Genomic DNA, 24,185 nt, shown 5'->3' with positions numbered 1-24,185 from the left:
TAGCCACTGTAGCACGTCATCATGACAATTCGCGTGCGCTATTCCGCATTACCATTTAACGATAAATGCGTAAGCCACAGGCGGGTATCAAACTCCAGCTGATGGTACTGCGGCTCCATGTGGCAGCACAGGGAATAGAACGCTTTGTCGTGCTCTTTCTCTTTCAGGTGCGCCAGTTCGTGCACCACGATCATCCGCAGAAACGCTTCCGGCGCGTTACGGAACACCGTCGCGACGCGGATTTCGGCCTTCGCCTTCAGCTTGCCGCCCTGCACGCGGGAGATGGCGGTGTGCAGGCCGAGCGCGTTTTTCAGCACGTGGATCTTATTGTCGTACATCACCTTGTTGATCGGTGGCGCGCTCTTCAGATACCGGCTTTTCAGATCCTGCGTATACTGCCAGAGGGCCTTATCGGTCGCGAAATCGTGCGTGCCGGGATAGCGTTTTTCCAGCACCGCACCGAGCTTCTGCTCGGCAATCAGGCTGCGAACCTGAGTCAGTAAATGCTCCGGATAGCCCTGGAGATAAGTAAGTTGGTTCATCAAGAGCCCAAATTAATGCGAAAACGGGTATACCCTTCATCCTTCACGTTGTCTCTGCGTTGGCTGCGTCTGCTCATCCCAGTCACTTACTTGTGTAAGCTCCTGGGGATTCTCAGACTTGCCGCCTTGATACAACTTGAATGATTTTGGGTATATACTCACGCACCCTTTTCAGGGATACGCCAAATTTTACCATTCAGGAGGGCCGATGAGCCACTTAGACAACGGTTTCCGTTCACTCAACCTTAAACGTTTCCCGGAAACGGACGACGTTAACCCACTTCAGGCGTGGGAAGCGGCGGATGAATATCTGCTGCAGCAGTTGGATGACACTGAAATCCGCGGCCCGGTTTTGATCCTGAATGACGCGTTTGGCGCGCTGGGATGCGCCCTGGCGGAGCACACGCCATACAGCATCGGCGATTCCTACCTGAGCGAGCTGGCGACGCGTGAAAACCTGCGCCATAACGACATCGAAGAGTCCAGCGTGAAGTTTCTCGACAGCACCGCGGACTACCCGCAGGCGCCGGGCGTCGTGCTGATTAAGGTGCCAAAAACCATGGCGCTGCTGGAGCAGCAGCTGCGCGCGCTGCGTAAGGTCGTGACGCCAGAAACCCGCATCATCGCGGGTGCCAAAGCGCGCGATATCCACACTTCGACGCTCGAGCTGTTCGAGAAAGTCCTCGGCCCGACCACGACGACGCTGGCCTGGAAAAAAGCGCGCCTGATCAACTGTACGTTCGCCGCCCCTGAGCTGGCCGACGCGCCAGAAACGCTGAGCTGGAAGCTGGAAGGGACTGACTGGACCATCCATAACCACGCGAACGTCTTCTCCCGCACCGGTCTGGATATCGGCGCGCGCTTCTTTATGGAACATCTGCCGGAAAATCTGGAAGGTGAGATTGTCGACCTGGGCTGCGGCAACGGTGTGATCGGCCTGACGCTGCTGGCGAAGAACCCGGAAGCCAGCGTGGTGTTCAGCGACGAGTCGCCGATGGCGGTGGCCTCCAGCCGTCTGAACGTGGAAACCAACATGCCGGACGCGCTGGACCGCTGCGAGTTTATGATCAACAACGCGCTGTCGGGTGTAGAGCCGTTCCGCTTCAACGCCGTGTTCTGTAACCCGCCGTTCCACCAGAAGCACGCCCTGACGGATAACGTTGCGTGGGAAATGTTCCACCACGCGCGCCGCTGCCTGAAAATCAACGGCGAGCTGTACATCGTGGCGAACCGCCACCTGGACTACTTCCACAAGCTGAAGAAGATTTTCGGTAACTGCGTCACCATTGCGACGAACAATAAGTTTGTGGTGCTGAAGTCGGTGAAGCTGGGGCGTCGTCGGTAAGATTGTTTTGCCCGGTGGCGCTTCGCTTACCGGGCCTACAATGGCCTCGGACCCGTAGGCCCGGTGGCGCTGCGCTTACCGGGCCTACAATGGCCTCGGACCCGTAGGCCCGGTAAGCGGAGCGCCACCGGGCGATGCCGTTAAATACTAAGCGCCAGTTTTGTCCCCTGCGCAATCGCGCGCCGCGCGTCCAGCTCCATCGCCACGTCGCACCCGCCAATCAGATGCACCGTTTTACCGGCTTCGCGCAGCGGATCCGCCAGATCGCGCTTTGGCTCCTGCCCGGCACATAAAATAACGTGATCCACGCGCAGCAGCTGCGGTTCGCCGCCGATCGTGACGTGCAGACCCTCGTCGTCGATCTTCTCGTAGCTCACCGCCGGGATCATCTTCACCCCGCGCGAGAGCAGGGTAGCGCGGTGGATCCAGCCCGTGGTTTTACCCAGCCCTTCGCCCGGCTTGCTGGCTTTACGCTGCAGCATCACGATCTGGCGCGGGCTTTTTGGCAGCTGCGGCCCTTCGGGACGAAGCCCGCCGGACTGCTTCAGGCTGGTGTCGATACCCCATTCCACGCAAAACTCGGCGATATTCTGGCTGGTGGCTTCGCCCGGCTGGCTTAAATACATGGCGGTATCAAAGCCGATCCCGCCGCAGCCGATAATCGCCACCTTCTCGCCAACCGGCGTTTTGTCGCGGAGTACATCCAGATAGCTCAACACCTTCGGATGATCGATACCCTCGATCGCAGGTGTGCGCGGTACGATCCCGCTCGCCAGGATCACCTCATCGAAATCAGTCAGATCCGCCGCGCGGACAAACTGGTTAAGCCGCAGCTCGACGCCCGTCAGCTCGATCATCCGGCGGTAGTAGCGCAGCGTTTCGTAGAACTCCTCTTTGCCGGGGATCTGTTTGGCGATATTAAACTGCCCGCCAATCTCCCCCAGCGCATCAAACAGCGTTACGCTGTGCCCGCGCGAGGCAGCATTGACCGCAAACGCCAGCCCCGCCGGGCCTGCGCCCACCACGGCCAGGCGTTTTTTATTGACCGCCGGAACGACCGGCATTTTGGTTTCATGGCAGGCGCGCGGGTTAACCAGGCATGAGGTGACCTTGCCGACGAAGATCTGATCCAGGCAGGCCTGGTTACAGCCGATGCAGGTGTTGATTTCATCCGCACGGCCGCTTTGCGCTTTGGACAGCAGCTCGGCATCCGCAAGGAACGGCCGCGCCATCGAGACCATGTCGGCATCGCCGCGTGAAATCACATCGTCCGCCACCTGCGGATCGTTAATGCGGTTGGTGGTGACCAGCGGAACAGACACTTTACCTTTCAGCCTGCGCGTCACCCAGCTGAACGCCGCGCGCGGCACCGACGTGGCGATGGTCGGGATGCGCGCCTCGTGCCAGCCGATGCCGGTGTTGATAATCGTGGCACCTGCGGCTTCAATCGCCTGCGCCAGCTGCACGGTTTCATCGAACGTTCCGCCTCCCTCCACCAGGTCGAGCATCGACAGGCGGAAGACGATAATAAAATCAGTCCCTGCACGTTCGCGCACCGCGCGCACCACCTCCACGGCAAAGCGCATCCGACGGGCATAGTCGCCGCCCCATTCGTCTTCACGGTGGTTGGTGCGGGCGGCGAGAAACTCGTTGATCAGGTAGCCTTCTGAGCCCATCACCTCAACGCCGTCGTAGCCCGCCTCGCGCGCCAGCGCCGCGCAGCGGGCGAAGTCGTCAATCAGCGCCAGGATCTCGTCGTGGGTGAGGGCGTGAGGTTTAAAACGGTTAATCGGTGCCTGAAGAGCCGATGGCGCGACCAGATTCGGCTGATAGCTGTAGCGTCCGGTGTGCAGAATTTGCAGGGCGATTTTGCCGCCCTCGCGGTGTACCGCGTCGGTCACAATGCGGTGGTGCGGCAGCTGTGACGCATCGTTCAGGACCGCGCCGCCCTCCATGCCCACGCCGGAAGGGGCAGGGGCCACGCCGCCGGTGACAATCAGCGCCACCCCGTGGCGGGCGCGCTCGGCATAGAAAGCCGCCAGACGCTCAGCCCCGTCCGGGTGCTCCTCCAGCCCGGTGTGCATCGACCCCATCAACACGCGGTTTTTGAGTGTGGTGAACCCCAGATCGAGAGGGGCGAATAACGACGGGTAGCGGCTCATAGTCTCTTCCAGTGTAAAATTATTGTTATGTGGTCGGATGAGTTACTAATTTAGCCAGCAGCAGCGGAAAGGTAAAAGCGGGATCGAATGATTGTGATAGATCTCAAAGAACTTCCCCGGTGGCGCTGCGCTTACCGGGGCTACAAAACCCCAGGACAGATAAGCGTAGCGCCATCCGGCGTTATTTACGGCGCCGCTGCCCGCACCAGCCCCGGTGCCTGCCACATCGACGTCGTCAGCCCGCTGTCCACCAACCCAAGCTGGTCCGTATATACCGCCTGCCATTTCTGCATCATGCCGTCGTACAGCTCGCGATGTACCGGGTTTGGCGTGAATTCGCGGCTCCATTTCACCAGCCGCTCGCCCGTCGAGGCCATATCGGCAAACAGCCCTGCGCCAACGCCTGCCGCAATGGCGCAGCCCAGCGCCGTCGCCTCCTTCACTTCCGGCACGCGCACCGGCAGGCCGGTGACGTCGCTGAGGATCTGGCTCCACAGCGCGCCTTTTGAACCGCCACCGGCAAACACCAGGCTCTCAAACGTCACGCCGGAGAAGCGCGAAATCTGCGCCAGGTTACAGGCCGAGACGATCGCCGCGTTCTCCTCCAGGGCGCGGAACAGCGTCGCTTTATTGCATTTTTCCGGGTCGATGGAGAGGTTAATAAACGACGGCGCGGCATGGTACCACTGCTTAAAATGCATGGCGTCGGAGAAGATCGGCATCACCCCGTGTGAACCCGCCGGCACGCGGCTGGCCATCTCTTCCAGCAGGGAGTAGGTGTCCATCCCCATCCGCTCGGCAATCAGCTTTTCCTCCGCGCAGAAGGCGTCGCGGAACCAGCGCATGGTCAGCCCGGTAAAGAAGCTGATCGACTCCGCCTGCGCCATGCCGGGGATAACGTGCGGGTTGACGCGGATGTTCATCTCGGGGTCGGTGCGCACCTGCGGCAGGTTCACCACCTGCTGCCAGAAGGTGCCGCCCAGTACCGCCGTCTGCCCGGCGCGAACCACGCCCAGCCCCAGACAGCCCAGCTGCACGTCGCCGCCGCCCATTACCACCGGGGTGCCTTCGCGCAGGCCGCTTTGCTGCGCGGCCTCTTTGGTGATAGCGCCCAGCACGGTGCCGGTCTCTTTCACCGGGGAGAGAATATCGGCGCGCAGCCCGGCCATGTCGAGTAGCGCCGGACGCCAGTCGCGGGAAAACAGATCCAGCATGCCGGTGGTGCCCGCGTTAGACGGGTCGACCGCCAGCTCGCCGGAGAGCTTCGCCGCCAGCCAGTCGCTGATCATGGTGATGGTTGCGGCCTTGCGGTAAATATCCGGACGATGGTGTGCCAGCCACAGCAGGCGCGGCATGGCGCTCAGCGCCAGCGTCTGCCCGGAAACGTCATACACTTCGGATTCAAAACGGTAGTCGTGGATCTCTTTGAGTTCGGCCACCTCGCGGCTGGCGCGGGCGTCAACGTTGGCGCAGGCCCAGATGGCCCCGCCGTTGCGGTCATACAGCACTATCCCTTCGCGCATGGAGCAGCAGGCGACGGACTGAATGTCCGCCGCGCCCAGATTCGCGCGCGACAGCGCCTGATGAATGCACTGGCAGGCCAGCTGCCAGTTGGTCTCGAGGTCGAACTCCATCGACCCCGGTACGTTCTCCACGCTCAGGTGCTTCCACTCGGCCTGGCCGACGGCAATCTGGTTGCCCTGCAAATCGAAAATCACGGCGCGAACGCTGCCGGTCCCTGCATCTAACGCTAAAAGGTAACTCATGAGCTTGCCTCGCTGTTAGCGCAGGGCGGGCTCTCATTTGGTCAGAGCCAGCACCGCGCGGGCTGTCGTCTCCTCCGTCACCAGGCCATTGATACGGCGACCCTTCAGTGCGGCATAAATCGCATCGGCTTTCTCTTCCCCTCCGGCCACGCCAACGATGGTGGGCAGCTGCGCCAGCTCATCAAGCGAGACGCCGAGTAATTCTTTATGGATCTCCAGCTCCTCGACGCACTCCCCTTCGGCATTGAGGAAATAGCCGAGAATGTCGCCGACCGCGCCTTTGCGGGCGTACATCAGCTGTTCACCTTCGCTGATATAGCCGGATCGCAAGATCGTGGCGTCACGGCGCTGGTTCACCGACCCAATGCCGACCACTGCCACGTCGGCGGCGGTGGCGGCGAGGATTACGTCCCGCACGCTGGTTTCACGTTTTAAGATCCCGGCCACCTCGGCGGATGACACGCGAAGCGGGGCGGGGATCATGCTGACGCTGCAGGCCGCATCCAGCTGGCCGATACCGGTCATGTACGGCCCGACGCCGCCGGAGAGCGTCACCAGGCGGATCTGCTGCGAGCTGATAAAGCCGCTCAGGTGCTGCAGGCTGCTCATGGTGGTTTCACCAAACCCCACCGCCAGCAGCTGGCCGGGCTCCAGCACGCCCATCAGCGACTGCGCCGCACCAATACCGAGCCGCACGTTCATCGGCGGCGTATTCAGGGCGGGCATCACGCGCACCAGCTTCAGGTCAAAGCGCTGCTGTAGCTCGGTTTCCAGCGCCAGGCAGCCCTCGTAGCGGGAGTTGATCTGCACGCGGATCACCCCGGACTGACGGCCCTTCTCCAGCAAGCGGGAGATTTTTAATCGCGGCAGCCCGAGCCGCTCGCCGATATCGTTCTGGGTCAGCCCGTCGTGGTAGTAACACCATGCCACGCGCGCCACCAGCTCCTCTTCCGCCAGCGCCAGCCCGGCAAACCGTCCTTCTTCCGCAGTGCGTTTATCGCTCATAGTTGAACTCTTATAAAAATTTAGATCATATGTTCGTGTTGGCGCGGAAGGAAAGTGTGAGCCACGCGACAAAATGGATCATTTCGATCGTATCTGGTTTATCTGAATCTCAATCGATAAAACTGTGATCCCTGCACGGTTGTAAATATAGTTCACCGTCTACGCTTTTGAACATTATTAAATCTAAAAATCATTTGTTCAATAGCGGAGCGATGATGACCTCACTTCTCGACGCGCGGAATATCAGCAAGCAGTTCTCAGGCGTGCCGGTTCTTAAAGGCATTGATTTCACGCTGCTTGCGGGCCAGGTGCACGCCCTGATGGGCGGAAACGGCGCGGGAAAATCGACGCTGATGAAGATCATCGCCGGGGTCGAAACGCCGGACAGCGGTGAACTTTCCGTCGAGGGGCAGTCATATGCGCGGCTGACGCCCGTTCAGGCGCACAGGCTTGGCATTTATCTCGTGCCGCAGGAGCCGCTGCTGTTCCCCAACCTGACGGTGCGGGAAAACATCCTGTTCCGCCTGCCGCGCGAGCGCGATCTTGAAAAGTGCCTGGCGGAGAAACTCCAGCAGCTGCAGTGCCAGCTTAACCTCGACGCTACCGCCAGCACTCTGGAAGTGGCGGATCAGCAGATGGTGGAGATCCTGCGCGGATTAATGCGCAACGCCCGGATCCTAATCCTCGACGAACCTACGGCCTCCCTCACGCCGGGCGAAACCGAACGGCTGTTCCGCCAGATCCGCGCCCTGCAGACACTCGGCGTCGGGATTGTTTTTATCTCCCATAAGCTGCCGGAAATTCGCATGCTTTCAAGCCACGTCTCGGTGATGCGCGACGGCGCGGTGGTGCTGAGCGGCGAAACCGCGCAGTTTGACGATAGCGCCCTGATCGCCGCCATGACGCCGGTAAGCCGGGAGAAATCCCTCAGCGATACGCAAAAGCTGTGGCTGGCGCTGCCGGGAAACCGTCGCACCCAGCCGCAGGATTTCCCGGTGCTACGCGTTGACGATCTTACCGGGGAAGGCTTTATCGATCTCAGCCTTGAGATCTACGCTGGCGAGATCGTCGGCCTGGCAGGGCTGGTGGGATCCGGGCGCACCGAGTTTGCGGAAACGCTCTACGGCCTGCGGCCCGTGCGCGGGGGCCGCGTCTGGCTGGAGAACCAGGAGATCACCGGCGATCCGGTAAGTTCACGCCTGGAAAAAGGGCTGATCTACCTGCCGGAAGACAGGCAGGTGTCCGGCCTGTTCCTCGACGCGCCGATCCGCTGGAACACCGTGGCGCTGAACGAGCCGTCTCTCTGGCAGCAGCGCAAGCGGGAGTCTGCGGTCGTGGAGCGCTATCACCGGGCGCTGGGGATCAAGCTCAACCATGCGGATCAAACCGTGCGCACGCTCTCCGGCGGTAACCAGCAGAAGGTGCTGCTGGCGCGCTGCCTTGAGGCCAACCCTTTGCTGCTGATCGTCGATGAACCGACGCGCGGCGTGGACGTCTCGGCGCGCGCCGACATCTACCAGCTGATCAAAAGCGTGGCGGCGCAGAACGTGGCGGTGCTGATGATCTCAAGCGATCTCGATGAGTTTCCGGGCCTCGCGGACCGCGTGCTGGTGATGCATCAGGGCGTACTCAGCGGCGAGCTGCCGCGCCATGCCGTCAGCCTCGACAGAATGATGGCGCTGGCGTTCGGAGGGCAAGCATGAAGACTTTACTGAAAAACCGCGAGCTGAGCGCGTTTCTCGCCATTCTGGGGCTGTTCGCCGTGCTGGTGGCGCTCAATCCGTCCTACCTGAGTTTGCAGACGCTGGGGATGATCTTCTCCAGCTCGCAGATCCTGATCCTGCTGGCGATCGGCGCGGCGCTGGTGATGCTGACCCGCAATATCGACGTTTCCGTCGGCTCCATCGTCGGGCTCTCCGCCATTGCCGTCGGCGTGGCGCTTAATAGCGGCTACAGCCTGCCCGTTTCCATCCTCTTCGCGCTCACGGTTGGCGCGCTGGCCGGGGCGTTCAACGGGTTTCTGGTGGTGGGGCTGCGCATCCCGGCGATTGTCGCCACCCTCGGCACGCTGGGGCTGTATCGCGGGGCAATGCTGCTCTGGACCGGCGGGAAGTGGATTGAGGGGCTGCCGCCGGGGCTGAAATCTCTCTCTGAGCCTGCCGCCTTCGGCGTGTCGCCCCTTGGCATGGTGGTGTTGATTATCGTGGTCACCGGCGCGTGGACGCTGTCGCGCACCGCGTTCGGGCGTGATTTTTACGCGGTGGGGGATAACCTCGCCGCCGCGCGCCAGCTGGGCGTGGCGGTGAACCGCACCCGCATGATCGCCTTTACCCTGAACGGCATGCTGGCGGCCTGCGCCGGGATCGTCTTTGCCGCGCAGATTGGCTTTGTGCCCAACCAGACCGGCAGCGGGCTGGAGATGAAGGCCATCGCCGCCTGCGTCCTCGGCGGCATTTCGCTGCTGGGCGGCACGGGCACGCTGATCGGCGCGTTGCTTGGCGCGTTTTTCCTGACGCAAATCGACACCGTGCTGGTGCTGTTCAGGCTCCCGGCCTGGTGGAACGACTTTATCGCCGGGCTGGTGCTGCTGGGCGTTCTGGTGCTCGACGGGCGTCTGCGTCAGGCGCTGGCGCGCCATCAGCGGGCGCTGAAGTACGGTCGCTTCCAGCCGGGTAACAGAGGGGGAAAGCACGTCACCCCGTTTCCCAAACGCAAAAAAGAGGTGGCGTAAATGAGGCTTAACTGGGAAAGCGCGCTGCTCATTTTGCTGGTGCTGGAGATCCTGCTCTTTGGCGCCATCAACCCGCGCATGCTCGACATCAACATGCTGCTGTTCAGCACCAGCGATTTTATCTGCATCGGCATTGTGGCGCTGCCGCTGACGCTGGTGATCATCAGCGGCGGGATCGACATTTCGCTGGGCTCGACCATCGGCCTGTGCGCGATTGCGCTGGGGGTGATGATGCAGATCGGGTGGCCGATGGCGGTTGCGATTCCGCTGACGCTGCTGCTGGGACTCCTGTGCGGGCTGGTAAACGCGGCGCTGATCCACTACACCGGCATCAGCCCACTGGTGATTACCCTTGGCACGCTCTACCTCTACGGCGGCGGGGCGCTGCTGCTCTCCGGCATGGCGGGAGCCACGGGCTACGAGGGCATCGGCGGCTTCCCGGACAGCTTCACGGCGTTCGCTAACCTCACGGTGTTGGGGCTGCCGATCCCGCTGGTGCTGTTCGCGGTGATTACCGTCTTCTTCTGGCTGATTACCCACCGCGGGCGCTTTGGGCGCCATCTGTTCCTGATTGGGCAAAATCCGCGTGCGGCACGCTATGCGGCGCTGTCGGCGAACGGCATGCTCTACGCGCTGTATGGTCTGGTGGGCGTGGCCTCGGCGGTTGCCGCGCTGGTAATGGTCTCCTATTTCGGCTCCGCGCGGTCGGATCTGGGGCGCGATTTGCTGATGCCCGCGCTCACCGCTGCCGTGCTCGGCGGGGCCAATATCTACGGCGGTTCAGGTTCGGTTGTCGGTACGGCGCTGGCGGCGCTGCTGGTGGGCTACCTGCAGCAGGGTTTACAGATGGTCGGTATCCCTAATCAGGTGTCGAGCGCGCTGTCAGGGGCGCTGCTGGTCGTGGTGGTGATGGGACGTTCGCTGAGTCTGCACCGCGAGTGGGTGCGTTCTCTCTTTAGAAAACTATCCGGAGCGTAAGATGAAAACAAAACTGTTCGTCCTGGCAATGGCCCTCAGCTTCGCTTCGGCGCAGGCGGCGGACCGCATTGCCTTTATCCCGAAGCTGGTGGGCGTGGGCTTCTTCACCAGCGGCGGCAACGGCGCGAAAGAGGCGGGGAAAGACCTTGGGGTGGACGTCACCTACGACGGCCCGACCGAGCCGAGCGTCTCCGGCCAGGTGCAGCTGATCAATAACTTCGTCAACCAGGGCTATAACGCCATCATCGTCTCCGCCGTGTCGCCGGACGGCCTCTGCCCGGCGCTCAAGCGCGCGATGCAGCGCGGCGTCAAGGTCCTGACCTGGGACTCCGACACCAAACCGGAGTGCCGCAGCATCTATATCAACCAGGGAACGCCGGAACAGCTGGGCGGCCTGCTGGTGGAGATGGCGGGCAAGCAGGTCACCAAACCGAATGCCAAAGTGGCGTTCTTCTACTCCAGCCCCACCGTCACCGACCAGAACCAGTGGGTGAAAGAGGCGAAGGCCAAAATCGAGAAAGATCATCCCCAGTGGCAGGTCGTCACTACCCAGTTTGGCTATAACGACGCCACCAAATCGTTGCAAACCGCCGAAGGGATCTTAAAAGCGTATCCGGATCTGGATGCGATCATCGCCCCGGATGCCAACGCGCTGCCGGCCGCTGCGCAGGCGGCGGAAAACCTGAATCGCGAAGGGGTGGCGATTGTCGGGTTCAGTACGCCGAACGTGATGCGTCCGTACGTTGAGCGCGGCACGGTAAAAGCCTTCGGCCTGTGGGATGTCGTACAACAGGGCAAAATTGCGGTCAATGTCGCCGATCGTTTGCTGAAAAAAGGCGATCTTAACGTCGGCGACAGCGTGGACGTAAAAAATATCGGGGCGCTGAAGGTCGAGCCGAACAGCGTGCAGGGTTACCAGTATGAGGCGAAGGGCAACGGCATCGTGCTGCTGCCGGAGCGGGTGGTGTTCACCAAAGAGAACATCAGCAAATACGATTTCTGACGGGGGAGCAAATGGCTGATTTAGACGATATCAAAGACGGTAAGGATTTTGGCATCGGCACGCCGCAGGTCAACGTGCCGTTCACGCTGAAGGGCTGCGGCTCGCTGGACTGGGGCATGCAGTCCCGCCTGGCACGCATCTTCAACCCTAAGAGCAACCGTACGGTGATGCTGGCCTTTGACCACGGCTACTTTCAGGGGCCGACCACCGGCCTTGAGCGTATCGACCTCTCCATCGCGCCGCTGTTTGGTGAAACCGACGTGCTGATGTGCACCCGCGGCATCCTCAGGAGCCAGGTGCCCGCCGCGGCGAACAAACCGGTGGTGCTGCGCGCCTCCGGCGGTAACTCGATTCTGGGCGAGCTGTCGAACGAGTGCGTGGCGGTGGCGATGGAGGACGCGCTGCGCCTGAACGTCTGCGCGGTGGCGGCGCAGGTGTACATCGGCAGTGAGTTTGAGCATCAGTCGATCAACAACATCATCAAGCTTGTCGATGCGGGCGCGCGCTACGGCATGCCGACGCTGGCGGTGACGGGGGTCGGTAAAGAGATGGCGCGTGACGCGCGCTATTTCTCGCTCGCCAGCCGCATCGCCGCCGAAATGGGGGCGCAGTTCGTCAAAACCTACTACGTGGACGAGGGCTTTGAAAAAGTGACCGCCAGTTGCCCGGTGCCGATAGTCATCGCCGGGGGCAAAAAGCTGCCGGAGCACGAGGCGCTGGAGATGTGCTGGCGCGCGATAGATCAGGGTGCATCCGGTGTGGACATGGGGCGCAACATCTTCCAGTCCAGCGCGCCGCTCGCCATGCTGAAGGCGGTGAAAAAAGTGGTTCACGAGAACTGGAATGCCCGCGATGCGTTCCAGTTCTGGCAGGAAGAGAAACAGGGAGAAGCAAAATGAACGTGACGCTGGTTGAAATCAACATTAAGCCCGAGCGGGTGGACGAGTTTCTGGAGGTATTCCGCGCCAACCACGAGGGGGCAATCAAGGAGCCGGGAAACCTGCGTTTTGACGTATTGCAGGACCCGAGGGTGAAAACCCGGTTCTTTATCTACGAGGCCTACAAAGACGAAGAGGCGGTGCTGGCGCATAAGCAAACGCAGCACTATCTGGCGTGCGTGGATAAGCTTGAGGAATTGATGTCGGAGCCACGTAAGAAACGCAGTTTTGTGGGGTTGTTGCCGGAGTAACGGAGTTACCCGACAGCGTATGTCTGTCGGGTAAACGCCCTGTCAGAAATTAACCTTCTGCAATGTCTTTATCAAACTATCAGCACTGTATTTACTCAGAAGCGTTTCATCCACGTTGGGAAGTGGGCTCTGCAAAAAATCCCGAAGACCTTCAATATCATCCTCGTTATAAATAAAAATTCGTGCAGGGTCGTAAAGATCCATGCTTCGAATCGACACGTTGGTGGTAATTAGTTTTTTATTGAAAATAAGCGCTTCCAAAGCACGTAGCGTTAATCCCTGCTGCTCAGGCTTATTGATTTCCAGTAAAACAGAGGCGTGTTTCACCTTCTCAATGTTTTCGATGTAACTAAGTCTTTTATTTTGACAGTTGTCCGGGTAGTTATTCTGATTGTTGTATTTATCCAAAAGGTAAAAGTCAGGGTTATAACCGTTATTTTCAAGTTCAGGCGTGATTATCTTAAGGGTTTCTGCACGAACCGGCTCATAGCCTCCAACAAAAAAGCAGCTTTTATTCTCGCTTTGGCTCTCTTTTTGTAATCGTTGAATTTCATGCAGGCTGAACGGTAAAAATTGTTCAATCATCGCCAGGTTATAGCGTTGGCAGTCAGCAGAGTCAAAACTAAATATTACGTCAAATACCGGGCGAACCTTTTCGATATAGTCTTCGTCTTCAGTCAGTTGACCAAGAAGGCGGCGCTTGCGTGTTAAGGCCACAACCGAATCGCGCAGGATTAACACTTTTTTACACGGCATGCTGGTAATATAATCCAGGAAGGGGAAAACGCTATAGCCGTTACAAATTACAATATCATCTGGCTTTATCGCCGATAATTTAACGGCACAATGAAAACGTTTATGCCACTTTTTTAAAAGCGTACCGGGCATAAAGGCATTAACTGATTTATAACGCCGCATAATACGATTGATTTTCATGACAGGATAATCCTTCGCCAGAGAATTAAGCATCATAATTTCGAAATCATTTACCCATTCCAGAAAATAGTAGCGCATGGTCCCTCAGGGATTGATGGTCGAATTTCTCCAAATGATATCTTATTCCAGAGGGAGAATCATTATGCCGGTACGGTGAGGTTGTGTTGATTTTGTAGGCCGGGTCAGCACTAGCGCCACCCGGCGTTGTTCAGGCCAGCACCAGATCCGCAAGTATCGCAGCAAGCGCTTCGCGCGGCTCACCCTGAATAGCCTGAAGCGGGAAGGGGAGCGCGGGTGTTTCCACTTTCCCCAGCATTTCTGCCGCGGCCGCTACCACCCGCAAGCTGCCGTATCGACGGAACAATTCCCACAGCGGCTCCAGCCGCTCGGATTGTGCCGTCTCTTTCGAACGCGCAATCGCCAGCGCTGTTTGCGGGAACAATCCGCCGAGCACCGAGTACCAGACGTCAAACCCGGCATGCAGGGCGGAGGCCGCTCGCCAGTCGCCGGCGATGCCCAGCGTGACGGTCTCAGGAAGACGAGCGCGTACCTGCGACAGGTCCTCCGGCAGGCGACCAAGCTTTATGGAGCCTATATTCGGCAGGGCCGCGGTGGCAAATAACAGTTCATCGCTAAACGAAAAACCGGTCGTGGCGGGATTATCGTAAATGCACAGCGGTACGGAGATCTGGCGAGTCACCGTTTCATAGAGATTAAACACTTCGTCTTCCGTTAATCGCTGGTACGACACGGGGGCCAGCAGCACGCCGGAGACACCAGCCGATTGCGCGTCGTCAGCCAGACGCAGAATATCGTCCAGCCGTAATGCGCCAATGCTGATGATGACCGGAATGTCATCAGCATGCGCCACCGCGCAGCGTGCGATCCGACCGCGCTCTTCTACGGTCAGATAGGCATAACTTCCCGTTGAGCCGAGAATGCCCAGAGAATCCACGCCAGCGTCGACCACGGGGCGCAGAAGATTGATGAAGGACTGCTCGTCAAACGTCCCCTCTTTCAGGGGGGTTAACGGAAAAGCGCTTAATCCGTGAAACATCGTGTTGTCCTCTTACAGCATCAGCATCTTAACCTGAGCCGTGGCCCCCGGCATCAGCCGCTGCAGGTTGTTGACCAGCTCTTCTCCCGCCTCTTCCAGTGCCGCAAGCGGCATCGACGGCAGGTTTTCAAGAATAAACCACATAGATTGCGCGTGGCTGTCCAGACGGGTACGCACCCCCTGTCGCCAGTTCCAGCGGCGGCAGGTGACGCCGAGATTGTCGCGCCAGATAACCTCGCCAGGTTCCGGATGTTCTACCACTGGTTGTCCCTCTTTTAAAGTATCAAACGGCTCGCTGCCGTCGGCCAGCGTCAGACGCGGCGCACCCGAGTACGCCGCGAGATTTTCCCCACCCACCGGAATGGCATAGCGAATGCTCACTGCGTTATAGATATCCACCACCGGATCCAGCGACGGCAGCGAACCGTCTTTCAGTACCCGCTTGCGCAGGGCCGCGGCGGAACAGGGCGTGCGTTTCGGTTTCGCGCCGAAGGCTTTAAACACCTCATCCCAGTCTGAAAGGTGTGCATCAGCCCACGGCACATCATCATTCAACATCTGCTGGCAGGCCTGCGCCAGCGCGGCGGGCGCTACCTCCGGGTGGGTAATCGGCGCAGCTTCCACCAGAATGCTCAGCGCCCGAAAGCCTGGGGCAATCCCGGCAAGACGCGAATCTATTGACGGCGTAACGAGAGACATAAATAATCCTGTATTGACTGTTTTATACCATGGTAGTGACCAATGACTGATAAAGTCAATATAATGACTGATTCGGGTGCCGATGTTGCCCAGGTAAGCCTGGCCGTGGCGAACCGCATCCGCAACTGGCGTAAAGAGAAAAAGCTGTCGCTGGACGAGCTGTCCCGCCGCGCCAGCGTCAGCAAAGGGATGCTGGTGGAGATCGAAAAGGGCGCAGCCAATCCCAGTATCGCCATTTTGTGCAAGCTGGCCGCCGCGCTCGGCATCTCCGTGGCGGATATCGTCAACGTCTCCAGCGAGCCGCTGGTACATGTTATCGAAGAAGAGGCGATTCCGGTGCTGTGGCAGGGCGCGCTGGGTGGACGTGCCAGACTGCTGGCGGGTACCGCGGGACCTGACATGATTGAGTTATGGCAGTGGGAGATGCAGCCGGGAGAACGTTTTACCTCTCCGGGGCACCCGGCGGGAACCTTTGAGCTGCTGCACGTAAACGAGGGCGTGTTAACGCTGACGGTGGATGAGGCGGTGACCCAGATTAACGCTGGTGCGTCGGCGGTGGCGAAAACGGAAGCGTTGCACGGCTACGCCAATGAAAGCGATACCGTGCTTCGCTTCACCATGACGGTGGCGGAGTTTCACCGATAAAAAACTGCCGGGTAGCGTAACGCCACCCGGCGTTGATTACGCCTCTTCCACGCTCACCCGCAGCGCTGCCAGCGCTTTACGCGCCGCTTTCAGCACCTGCTCACACTGCTCAATCGTCAGCGTCAGCGGCGGTTCAATGCGGATGGTTTTCGAGTTGTTGAGCGTTCCGGCCACCAGCACCCGCTGGCGGAACATCTCGCTCGCGAAGCTGTAGCCGGTTTCGTTATCAACAAACTCAATCGCCATCAGCATCCCTTTCCCACGCGCGTCCTGCACCAGGTCCGGATACTCCCGGCCTAGCTGACGGAAGCCGTCCAGCAGCATGTCGCCTTTCTGCTCCGCCTGCGCGGGCAGGTTTTGCTCCAGCAGCACGTTAATGGTCGCCAGAGCGGCCGCACAGGCCAGCGGGTTACCGCCAAAGGTGGTGGTATGCAGGAACGGATTGTCGAACAGCACCGAGAAGACCTCCTCGGTGGCCACCGTCGCGCCAATCGGCATCACGCCGCCGCCGAGCGCCTTCGCCAGGCACAGGATGTCCGGCTGCACGTTTTCGTGCTCGCAGGCAAACATCTTGCCGGTGCGCCCCATCCCGGTCTGGACTTCGTCGAGGATCAGCAGGGCGCCAAACTCATCGCACAGCTGACGCACGGCGGGCAGATAGCCCTGCGGAGGAAGGATCACGCCGCCTTCGCCCTGAATCGGCTCCAGGATCACCGCCGCCACGTCATCGCCGGTCTTGCGGCATTCGCTCAGCCCGGTGCGCATGGCGTTGATGTCGCCAAACGGCACGTGGCGGAAGCCCGGCAGCAGCGGCATAAACGGTTTGCGGAAGGTGGATTTGGCGGTAGCAGACAGTGCGCCCAAGGATTTACCGTGGAACGCGCCGCTGGTGGCGATAAAGGTGAATTTCCCGCGCGGCGACTGGTACGCTTTAGCGAGTTTAATCGCCGCTTCGACCGATTCCGTGCCGCTGTTGCTAAAGAAGCTGTACTTCAGTTTGCCGGGCGTTAAGGCCGCCAGCGTTTTCGCGAGCATGGCGCGAAGCGGGTCGAGCAGTTCCTGGCTATGGAGAGGTTGTTTCGCAAGTTGATTCTGTACGGCGGAAACCACAACTGGATTACGGTGCCCCACGTTGAAAATTCCAAAACCTCCCAGGCAATCGATAAACTCCTGTCCCTGGGTGTCGACAAGCGTGTTCAGACTCCCCGCTTGCCACTCTACGGCTCCGTAATCCCCGCCGGCGGTAACAGATTTGCGATACTCCAGAAACCCTGGATTGACGTGCTCTTTAAAGTAATCGATGACCTCTCGGTTAAGTTGTTTCATCTCCTCATGATCGAGCGTTCGCTTCTCAATGAGATTCAGTGCGTGCGCGGTACAGGCAAGAGCCGAGGCGCTGGAAGGTAACCTGTTCAAAATGTGCTCCCGGGGATCGCGTATCACATGATACTGGTTTAAGTATTGCAGGGATTACGCCACTTCAGATGACTTAACGAAAATCGGGATAAACGCCAGGTTAAAATAATGTTGCACAATATTTAATCATGCCGATAGAAGCCAAACGGGATTTAGCGGTACGGGGCAGAGAGTATAAAAGAAGGGGGAAGAGCGCCGCTGCACTAAAGAAGTGCATACGCTGCAACTTAAGTGGGCATTAACGGGTCATGCTTTGTGGGTAATTTCTCTGCGAAAGTATTTGAAATCAATGGATTAAAAAATCGCACAAAAAGTATGGTTTAAGTCAAATCTGCGATCTCCATCAAGTTTAACAACTAAAGATAAATTGTTTACCGCCGAAAAAACATTGACCCACAAAATTAACATTCAAATAACCTGCAAGGGATGCACGCCATGTCCTCTCCAACATATGTCACCCAGAATGAATATCCTCTGGACGATGACACCACCTTAATGTCTACCACAGACGTCCACAGCTACATCACCCACGCCAACGACACCTTTGTGCAGGTGAGCGGCTACCAGCTCGATGAGCTGACGGGCCAGCCGCACAATATGGTACGCCATCCCGATATGCCAAAAGCCGCGTTTGCCGATATGTGGTACACGCTGCAGCAGGGCGAGCCGTGGAGCGGGATTGTCAAAAACCGGCGCAAAAACGGCGACCACTACTGGGTGCGTGCGAATGCGGTACCGATGGTGCGCCGCGGGCAGGTGACGGGCTATATGTCCATTCGTACCAAAGCCACAGCGGAAGAGATTGCCGCCGTGGAGCCGCTCTACCGGGCGCTGAACGACGGGCGCTGTAAAAAACGTATTCATAAAGGGCTGGTGGTCGGAAAGGGCTGGCTGGGCAAACTGCCGGCAATGCCGCTGCGCTGGCGCGTGCGCAGCGTGATGGCGGTGCTCTTTGCCGTACTCGCCGCCACGCTGGTCGCGACCTCCGCCGGGTGGATGCCGCTTGCCGCAGCCGCGCTGGTAATGCTGCTGGGGACACTGCTGTTTGAGCAACAGATTGTCCGCCCGATAGAGAATGTGGCGCGACAGGCGCTGAAGGTCGCCACCGGCGAGCGCAACAGCGTGCAGCACCTTAACCGCAGCGACGAGCTGGGGCTGACGCTGCGTGCGGTCGGGCAACTGGGCCTGATGTGCCGCTGGTTAATCAATGACGTGTCGAGCCAGGTGGTGAGCGTCCGTGACGGCAGCGACAGGCTGGCGCAGGGAAATGAAGATCTGAACGATCGGACGCGTCAGACCGTGGCGAACGTGCAGCAGACCGTCGCGACAATGAACCAGATGGCCGCGTCCGTTCAGAGCAACTCCGAAACCGCCGCCGAGGTGGACAAACTCTCCGTGGCCGCGAGCAGCGCGGCAACGAAAGGGGGCAACGCGATGCAGACCGTCGTTAAAACCATGGATGACATTGCCGACAGCACGCAGCGAATTGGCTCGATTACCTCCCTGATTAACGATATCGCTTTCCAGACCAATATTCTGGCGCTGAACGCGGCGGTTGAAGCGGCAAGGGCAGGGGAGCAGGGCAAAGGTTTTGCCGTGGTCGCGGGCGAAGTCCGCCATCTTGCCAGCCGCAGCGCTAGTGCCGCGAATGATATTCGTAAACTGATTGATGCCAGCGCCAGCAAGGTGCAGTCCGGCTCTGAGCAGGTACACGCCGCAGGCCGTACGATGGATGATATCGTTGTGCAGGTGAAAAACGTGACGCAGCTTATCGCCCAGATCAGCCACGCGACCTCCGAGCAGGCAACCGGACTTTCAGAGTTGACCCGCGCGGTGGCTGAACTCGACAGCATCACGCAGAAAAACGCCGACCTGGTCGAGGAGAGCGCGCACATTTCTGCGATGGTGAAGCATCGCGCCGGACGCCTTAAGGATGCGGTGACTGTGCTCCATTGAGTCAATAATGTTCCGGAAAAGCCGTTTATTCCGTAAGGAATAAGCGGCGTTTTATTTTCTGGTTGTGACTATTAATGTATTTTATTGTTAAGTTAATATTAAATAACTAAAGAAAGTGCCTCAGTTATTTATTCCTGCCTAAGTCAATTATTCAGAGCGCTATTTTGAAAAATACCCATCTGGTGGTCTGGTAACGATCGATGGAGAAATATTAATAGCCTATACCTATCCATTGTGACGGTTATGAAATAAAAAAACGATCAAACTCATAAAGTTAGCGAAATCATTACCGATAACAGCGATCGTCTGAGAAATAATCACATCGATGGAGAAAATATGTTCTTACATGACGTAAAGATCGGCACGAAATTATTTCTGGCGTTTGGATTCTTTATTGTCCTGATGGCGATCAGCGCGAGCCTGTCTCTGCTGAGTCTGAACCGGGCTAATAACGGGATGCAATCCATTATTACCAGTGATTATCCGACCACGGTAAAAGCGAACCAGTTAATCGATAACTTCCAGGAATTTATTAGCACGCAACAGCTGATGCTGCTGGATGAGCAGGGTACCTACACGGGGCAATCGCAGCAGCGCCTGAAAGAGATCAGCGAGCACATCACGGTGATCCTCGGCGAGCTTAACAACGCGCTGCAGGATCAAAAGTCTCAGCAGGTGCTGGCGGATATTCGCAGCGTGCGCCAGCAGTATCTGGACTCGCGCTACCGCATTTTGCAGGCGGTGCAGAACAACAATCGTGCGGGCGCTATTCAGGAGATGATGACCACCACCCTCGCCGTGCAGCAGGCTTATAAAGCGAAGGTGAAGGAGCTGATTACTATTCAAAACAGCGAGATGCAGAGTGCAGGGGCACAGGTGGAAGGAGATTTCAGGTCTAACCGCCTGCTGCTGATCCTGATCACGCTCTTTAGCGTCGTGGCAGGCAGCCTGATTGGCTGGTTTATCGTGCGCGCTATCACACGTCCGCTCGGCGAGGCGGTGCATTTTGCAAAAGCCATTTCAGAGGGCGATCTGACGGGCAGCATCACGCCGCACGGCAAAGACGAAACGGGTCTGCTGCTGCATGCGCTGATGGAGATGAAGACGCGACTGCTGGACATTGTGCAGCAGGTGCAAACCGGCTCGGAGAATATCTCCAGTGCAGCCGCGCAGATTGTCGCCGGGAACCAGGATTTGGCCGCGCGCACGGAAGAGCAGGCAAGTTCTGTCGAACAGACCGCCGCCTCGATGGAGCAGATCACCGCGACGGTGAAAAATACCGCCTCGCATACCGGGGAAGCGACCAACCTTTCTGCCGATGCCGCCACGGTGGTCAAAAACAACGGTGAGATGATGAAGCAGGTGACCAGCAAAATGCGCCTGATTAACGAAACATCGAACCGGATGTCCGACATTATCGACCTGATCGACGCCATTGCGTTCCAGACCAACATTCTGGCGCTCAACGCGGCGGTGGAAGCGGCGCGTGCCGGCGAGCACGGACGCGGCTTTGCGGTGGTGGCCGGTGAGGTGCGTCAGCTTGCCCAGAAGAGCGCGTCGTCTGCCAGCGAAATCCGTGAGCTGATTGAGAGCTCCACCAGCCAGACCCAGGACGGGATGAACCTGGTCGAAAAAGCGAGTGGGCTGATCAACGGGATGGTGGGCAACGTGGAAGAGATGGACGTGATTTTGCGTGAGATCCGTCAGGCCAGCCACGAGCAGACGGAAGGTATCTCGCAGATTAACAGCGCGATTGGCCTGATTGATGCCACCACCCAGCAGAACTCCGCGCTGGTGGAGGAGTCCGTCGCGGCGGCGGCATCGCTTAACGAACAGGCGATGCACCTGAAAGAGCTGGTACGCGTCTTCCGCGTGAGCGAGCACGCACCGGCTTAATCCAGCTGGGAGATCTCCAGCGCCGCGCGGTCAATCACGCCGATAATCTGCTTAAGCTGCGCGTCGCTGAGCTCTCCCTGGTTCACCTTCAGGTCTAACACCGCTTTGAAGTTATCCAGCGCCCGCTTCATCTGCGGGTTTTTGCGCAGCTGAAAACCAACGCTGCGCGCTTTGATACGCACCTGGATCTGTTCCAGCTGTTCCCGGTTTTCATCCAGCCAGCGCTGTCCTTCAGCGGTAATCGCAATGCGCTTACGCCCGCTCTCTTCTTCCGTAATGGTGATAAAGGACTGATCCTGAAGATAATCCAGGGTTGGGTAGATGACGCCTGGGCTCGGGGTGTAATTCCCCTGGGTCAGGTTTTCAATCTCTTTGATCAGTTCGTAGCCGTGGCTCGCGCTACGGGTCAGGATATCCAGAATCACCAGCCGCAGATCGCCGTGGCCGAAAAAGCGCGGTCGGCGCCCGCCGCTGTCGTGTTCGTGTCGCATAACAGGTCCTTTAATTTGATATATCTAAACTATATCTAAGATATATTCAGATGCAATCTAAAAGATCTTGCATTTTTCATTATTAGTAATCATTATCATTTGAAAATTGATTTAGATATATCGTATTCACCAGCAAAGGGTCTAAAAATGGCATCTACCCGTTATCCACAGCGTGTTCGTAATGACCTGCGTTTTCGCGAGCTGACGGTGCTCCGCGTTGAGCGCGCCAGCGCGGGTTTCCAGCGCATTGTTTTAGGCGGCGAGGCGCTGGAGGGCTTTAGCTCCCGCGGTTTCGACGACCATACCAAGGTCTTTTTCCCGGCACCCGGGACGACGTTTACGCCGCCGGTGGTCACCGATGAAGGCATCGACTGGGGCGACGGCGTGCGTCCGCAGGCGCGCGACTATACGCCGCTCTACGATGAGGCAAATCATGAGCTGATTCTCGATTTCTTCATTCATGACGGCGGCATTGCCAGCAGCTGGGCGGTCGAGGCGAAAGTGGGCGACACGCTGACTATCGGCGGCCCGCGCGGTTCGCTGGTGGTGCCGGAGGATTACGCCTGGCAGCTGTACGTGTGCGATGAATCCGGCATGCCCGCGCTGCGTCGACGTTTAGAAAGCATTGCTAAACTGCCGGTTCGCCCGGAGGTTCATGCGGTCGTGACGGTCGGGGACGAATCTTATAAAGACTATCTGGCGCACCTGAGCGGGTTCAATATCACCTGGGTGGTGGGCCATAGCGAGCAGGCGGTCGCAGACCATCTGACGGCGCTGACCGTTCCGGGGGAAGACTACTTCATCTGGCTGACCGGGGAAGGGAAGGTGGTGAAAACGCTGAGCCGTCAGTTTGAAACCGACGCGATTGACCCGCAGCTGGTGCGTGCCAGCGCATACTGGCACGCCAAATAATCAGGCGGCGGAATCCAGCTGCGCTTCGTTCACCTGATGTTCGAGCGAGGCGCGGACCTCGTGCAGCGCTTTCTCCTGCTGAGCGAAGTACGCTTCCATATTGTTGAGCGACGAGACCAGCAGCCAGGACTCCTCTTTCTCCAGTTCCGCCAGCTCGTTCACTAAAATGTCGATTTGCTCGCGGACCTGCGCCATTTTTTTGCGGATACGTTCCAGATCGTTCAGCCTGTCGCTGGCCATCAATGGCTCGAAGCCCTGTTGCAGGCGGGCCACCAGCGAGCGAATGGCTTTCACATCGCCGCGCTGCTTCGCCTGGTTTAGCTGCACCATCATGCTGTTGGCTTCTTCTTTCAGATCGTCCGCCACCAGATCCGGGTGGCAGAGCTTGCTCGCCTGCCGCCAGAGACGCTTGAGCTCGTTCTGGTCTTCTTCCGAAAGATGCTTACCTTTGCGCAGCCGCACTTCGGCATCGTGATGCTGTTCGCGATACTTCTCGTACTCTTCGTTCGCCTCGTCGCGCGCCTGACGCGCAGGCTCCTCTTCGCGCGTTAAGCCGCTCTCCAGCTCCAGCGCTTCGGCCAGCAGGTTGGCAATCAGATTGCTTTGCTGTTCCAGATGCTTACGCGCCTCAGCGGCCTGGACGGAATCGGCCGGGAGATCGCGCCAGCGCTGGGTGAGCGTCGCCAGCACCTCTACCGCCTGCGCCATATAGTGCTGGCAGCGACGGTAATCTTCCTCGCGACGACGCGCTTCCGCCTGCTGACGACGCAGGTTTAGCTCCGCCAGGGTTTTACGCAGGGCGAGGATCTGCTGCATCAGCGGCCCAAGGCGGGAAAAATAGAGATCGTTAAACTCATCAAGCTGCTGCACGCGGGCGTTGCGGCGGTCAATCAGATCGCGCAGACGTTCTTCCAGCGCCTTCAGCTCCAGCTTGCTGGCGGCCACCTGCGGGTCGCGCCACGGGGTGACGGCGCGCTGGCTCTGCAGCCAGGCGGTAATGGCCGCCATCGCAGCGGTGTAGTTCTTCTCCTCAAGCGCCACGACGATTGCCTGTAGCTCATCGTCAAACGCTTCATTTTTCAGGCGTGTCAGCTGGCTCTGGATGATGTCGTCATCTTCCAGTTCAATGGCATTTTTAATGATTTCTAGCCGTTTGATCGGTGTGCTCATGATGCCTTTCGCTTTGGCGCTTAAGTATTTGAGTTAAGGTTAGTTGTTGTAAAAGCTACAGGAAATAATACACACGGATGATGATCGGCGCGATGGGGGATTTCTTTAGATTTTACAGAGTGTGAAGATGGGCGCTTAACAGGTGAATAAGCGCTTTGTTTTTTGAGGTGAGAGTTAATTCCTTGAAATAGATAACAATAGTTTTAAATCAAGACAAGTCCCTACGTAAAATTACCAGGTAAAACGCGTATTCATCCGAATAGTTTGCCCTTTCTGGAGTGCTTAT

Annotated in this window: 21 protein-coding genes; 11 read left to right on the top strand and 10 right to left on the bottom strand. The window is 58.5% G+C overall.

From position 1 onward, the window contains the following. Nucleotides 1–38: 38 nt before the first annotated feature. Nucleotides 39–542, bottom strand: coding sequence for a YgjP-like metallopeptidase domain-containing protein (locus AC4IC4_RS19865; RefSeq protein ID WP_023333531.1), 504 nt, complete (start codon nucleotides 540–542; stop codon nucleotides 39–41). Between the two features lie 208 nt (nucleotides 543–750). Here AC4IC4_RS19865 and rlmG point away from each other — a divergent pair, with 208 nt between their 5' ends. After that, on the top strand, nucleotides 751–1,887 hold the full coding sequence (gene rlmG, locus AC4IC4_RS19860) for a 23S rRNA (guanine(1835)-N(2))-methyltransferase RlmG (RefSeq protein ID WP_157189765.1): 1,137 nt from the start codon (nucleotides 751–753) through the stop codon (nucleotides 1,885–1,887). 140 nt (nucleotides 1,888–2,027) lie between these two features. On the opposite strand, the gene AC4IC4_RS19855 is transcribed toward rlmG, so the two are convergent. From AC4IC4_RS19855 to lsrR, 3 genes are all read right to left on the bottom strand, one after another. Further along, nucleotides 2,028–4,049 carry an oxidoreductase gene (locus AC4IC4_RS19855; RefSeq protein ID WP_491471773.1) on the bottom strand — a complete coding sequence of 674 codons (2,022 nt, stop codon included), beginning with the start codon at nucleotides 4,047–4,049 and terminating at the stop codon, nucleotides 2,028–2,030. A 185-nt stretch (nucleotides 4,050–4,234) separates the two neighbouring features. Further along, nucleotides 4,235–5,815 carry an autoinducer-2 kinase gene (lsrK, locus tag AC4IC4_RS19850; RefSeq protein WP_491471772.1) on the bottom strand — a complete coding sequence of 527 codons (1,581 nt, stop codon included), beginning with the start codon at nucleotides 5,813–5,815 and terminating at the stop codon, nucleotides 4,235–4,237. A gap of 33 nt (nucleotides 5,816–5,848) precedes the next feature. Next, the gene (gene lsrR / locus AC4IC4_RS19845; protein ID WP_491471771.1) at nucleotides 5,849–6,820 is read right to left on the bottom strand and encodes a transcriptional regulator LsrR; all 972 of its coding nucleotides are present in this window, start codon (nucleotides 6,818–6,820) and stop codon (nucleotides 5,849–5,851) included. Nucleotides 6,821–7,035: 215 nt separating this feature from the next. On the opposite strand from lsrR, the gene lsrA reads away from it, so the two are divergent. The 6 genes from lsrA to lsrG are packed head-to-tail and all read left to right on the top strand — an operon-like array spanning nucleotide 7,036 to nucleotide 12,721. Beyond that, nucleotides 7,036–8,523 (top strand): autoinducer 2 ABC transporter ATP-binding protein LsrA, encoded by a 1,488-nt coding sequence (gene lsrA / locus AC4IC4_RS19840; protein ID WP_491472845.1) that lies wholly within the window; start codon nucleotides 7,036–7,038, stop codon nucleotides 8,521–8,523. Further along, nucleotides 8,520–9,551 carry an autoinducer 2 ABC transporter permease LsrC gene (gene lsrC, locus AC4IC4_RS19835; RefSeq protein ID WP_491471770.1) on the top strand — a complete coding sequence of 344 codons (1,032 nt, stop codon included), beginning with the start codon at nucleotides 8,520–8,522 and terminating at the stop codon, nucleotides 9,549–9,551. The genes lsrA and lsrC overlap by 4 nt, the downstream gene beginning before the upstream one ends. Beyond that, complete coding sequence (lsrD, locus tag AC4IC4_RS19830; protein ID WP_491471769.1) at nucleotides 9,552–10,529, top strand: autoinducer 2 ABC transporter permease LsrD; 978 nt, start codon at nucleotides 9,552–9,554, stop codon at nucleotides 10,527–10,529. Between the two features lies 1 nt (nucleotide 10,530). Next, complete coding sequence (gene lsrB / locus AC4IC4_RS19825; RefSeq protein ID WP_491471768.1) at nucleotides 10,531–11,532, top strand: autoinducer 2 ABC transporter substrate-binding protein LsrB; 1,002 nt, start codon at nucleotides 10,531–10,533, stop codon at nucleotides 11,530–11,532. An 11-nt stretch (nucleotides 11,533–11,543) separates the two neighbouring features. Then, a complete protein-coding gene (lsrF, locus tag AC4IC4_RS19820) occupies nucleotides 11,544–12,431 on the top strand; it encodes a 3-hydroxy-5-phosphonooxypentane-2,4-dione thiolase (protein ID WP_491471767.1) in 888 nt (295 codons plus the stop codon). Next, the gene (gene lsrG, locus AC4IC4_RS19815) at nucleotides 12,428–12,721 is read left to right on the top strand and encodes a (4S)-4-hydroxy-5-phosphonooxypentane-2,3-dione isomerase (RefSeq protein ID WP_463699965.1); all 294 of its coding nucleotides are present in this window, start codon (nucleotides 12,428–12,430) and stop codon (nucleotides 12,719–12,721) included. The genes lsrF and lsrG overlap by 4 nt, the downstream gene beginning before the upstream one ends. Before the next feature lie 42 nt (nucleotides 12,722–12,763). Here the strand turns inward: lsrG and AC4IC4_RS19810 are convergent, their stop codons facing one another. From AC4IC4_RS19810 to AC4IC4_RS19800, 3 genes are all read right to left on the bottom strand, one after another. Further along, a complete protein-coding gene (locus tag AC4IC4_RS19810; protein WP_491471766.1) occupies nucleotides 12,764–13,735 on the bottom strand; it encodes a WaaS/CpsH family glycosyltransferase in 972 nt (323 codons plus the stop codon). Between the two features lie 130 nt (nucleotides 13,736–13,865). After that, nucleotides 13,866–14,714: a dihydrodipicolinate synthase family protein gene (locus tag AC4IC4_RS19805; protein ID WP_491471765.1), complete on the bottom strand. Its 849-nt coding sequence runs from the start codon at nucleotides 14,712–14,714 to the stop codon at nucleotides 13,866–13,868. 12 nt (nucleotides 14,715–14,726) lie between these two features. Next, nucleotides 14,727–15,413: a B3/B4 domain-containing protein gene (locus AC4IC4_RS19800; RefSeq protein WP_491471764.1), complete on the bottom strand. Its 687-nt coding sequence runs from the start codon at nucleotides 15,411–15,413 to the stop codon at nucleotides 14,727–14,729. A gap of 42 nt (nucleotides 15,414–15,455) precedes the next feature. Between AC4IC4_RS19800 and AC4IC4_RS19795 the strand changes: the two genes are divergently transcribed. Continuing rightward, a complete protein-coding gene (locus AC4IC4_RS19795; RefSeq protein WP_491471763.1) occupies nucleotides 15,456–16,058 on the top strand; it encodes a helix-turn-helix domain-containing protein in 603 nt (200 codons plus the stop codon). A 36-nt stretch (nucleotides 16,059–16,094) separates the two neighbouring features. Here the strand turns inward: AC4IC4_RS19795 and ygjG are convergent, their stop codons facing one another. Next, nucleotides 16,095–17,474, bottom strand: coding sequence for a putrescine aminotransferase (gene ygjG, locus AC4IC4_RS19790; protein ID WP_491471762.1), 1,380 nt, complete (start codon nucleotides 17,472–17,474; stop codon nucleotides 16,095–16,097). A gap of 435 nt (nucleotides 17,475–17,909) precedes the next feature. On the opposite strand from ygjG, the gene AC4IC4_RS19785 reads away from it, so the two are divergent. After that, complete coding sequence (locus tag AC4IC4_RS19785; RefSeq protein WP_032650310.1) at nucleotides 17,910–19,430, top strand: methyl-accepting chemotaxis protein; 1,521 nt, start codon at nucleotides 17,910–17,912, stop codon at nucleotides 19,428–19,430. A gap of 336 nt (nucleotides 19,431–19,766) precedes the next feature. Continuing rightward, nucleotides 19,767–21,326 carry a methyl-accepting chemotaxis protein gene (locus AC4IC4_RS19780; RefSeq protein ID WP_024906426.1) on the top strand — a complete coding sequence of 520 codons (1,560 nt, stop codon included), beginning with the start codon at nucleotides 19,767–19,769 and terminating at the stop codon, nucleotides 21,324–21,326. Here AC4IC4_RS19780 and AC4IC4_RS19775 read toward each other — a convergent pair. Beyond that, complete coding sequence (locus AC4IC4_RS19775; protein WP_024906427.1) at nucleotides 21,323–21,817, bottom strand: PadR family transcriptional regulator; 495 nt, start codon at nucleotides 21,815–21,817, stop codon at nucleotides 21,323–21,325. The genes AC4IC4_RS19780 and AC4IC4_RS19775 overlap by 4 nt on opposite strands. A 147-nt stretch (nucleotides 21,818–21,964) precedes the next feature. Here AC4IC4_RS19775 and AC4IC4_RS19770 point away from each other — a divergent pair, with 147 nt between their 5' ends. Further along, nucleotides 21,965–22,729 (top strand): siderophore-interacting protein, encoded by a 765-nt coding sequence (locus AC4IC4_RS19770; RefSeq protein WP_491471761.1) that lies wholly within the window; start codon nucleotides 21,965–21,967, stop codon nucleotides 22,727–22,729. Here AC4IC4_RS19770 and AC4IC4_RS19765 read toward each other — a convergent pair whose 3' ends face one another. Next, entirely contained in the window at nucleotides 22,730–23,899 is a 1,170-nt protein-coding gene (locus AC4IC4_RS19765; protein WP_491471760.1) for a DNA repair protein, read from the bottom strand. Nucleotides 23,900–24,185: the final 286 nt, after the last annotated feature.

The sequence above is a fragment of the Enterobacter sp. Taxon_2 genome, assembly GCF_058355295.1.
This window is presented reverse-complemented; position numbering and strand designations above follow the sequence as displayed.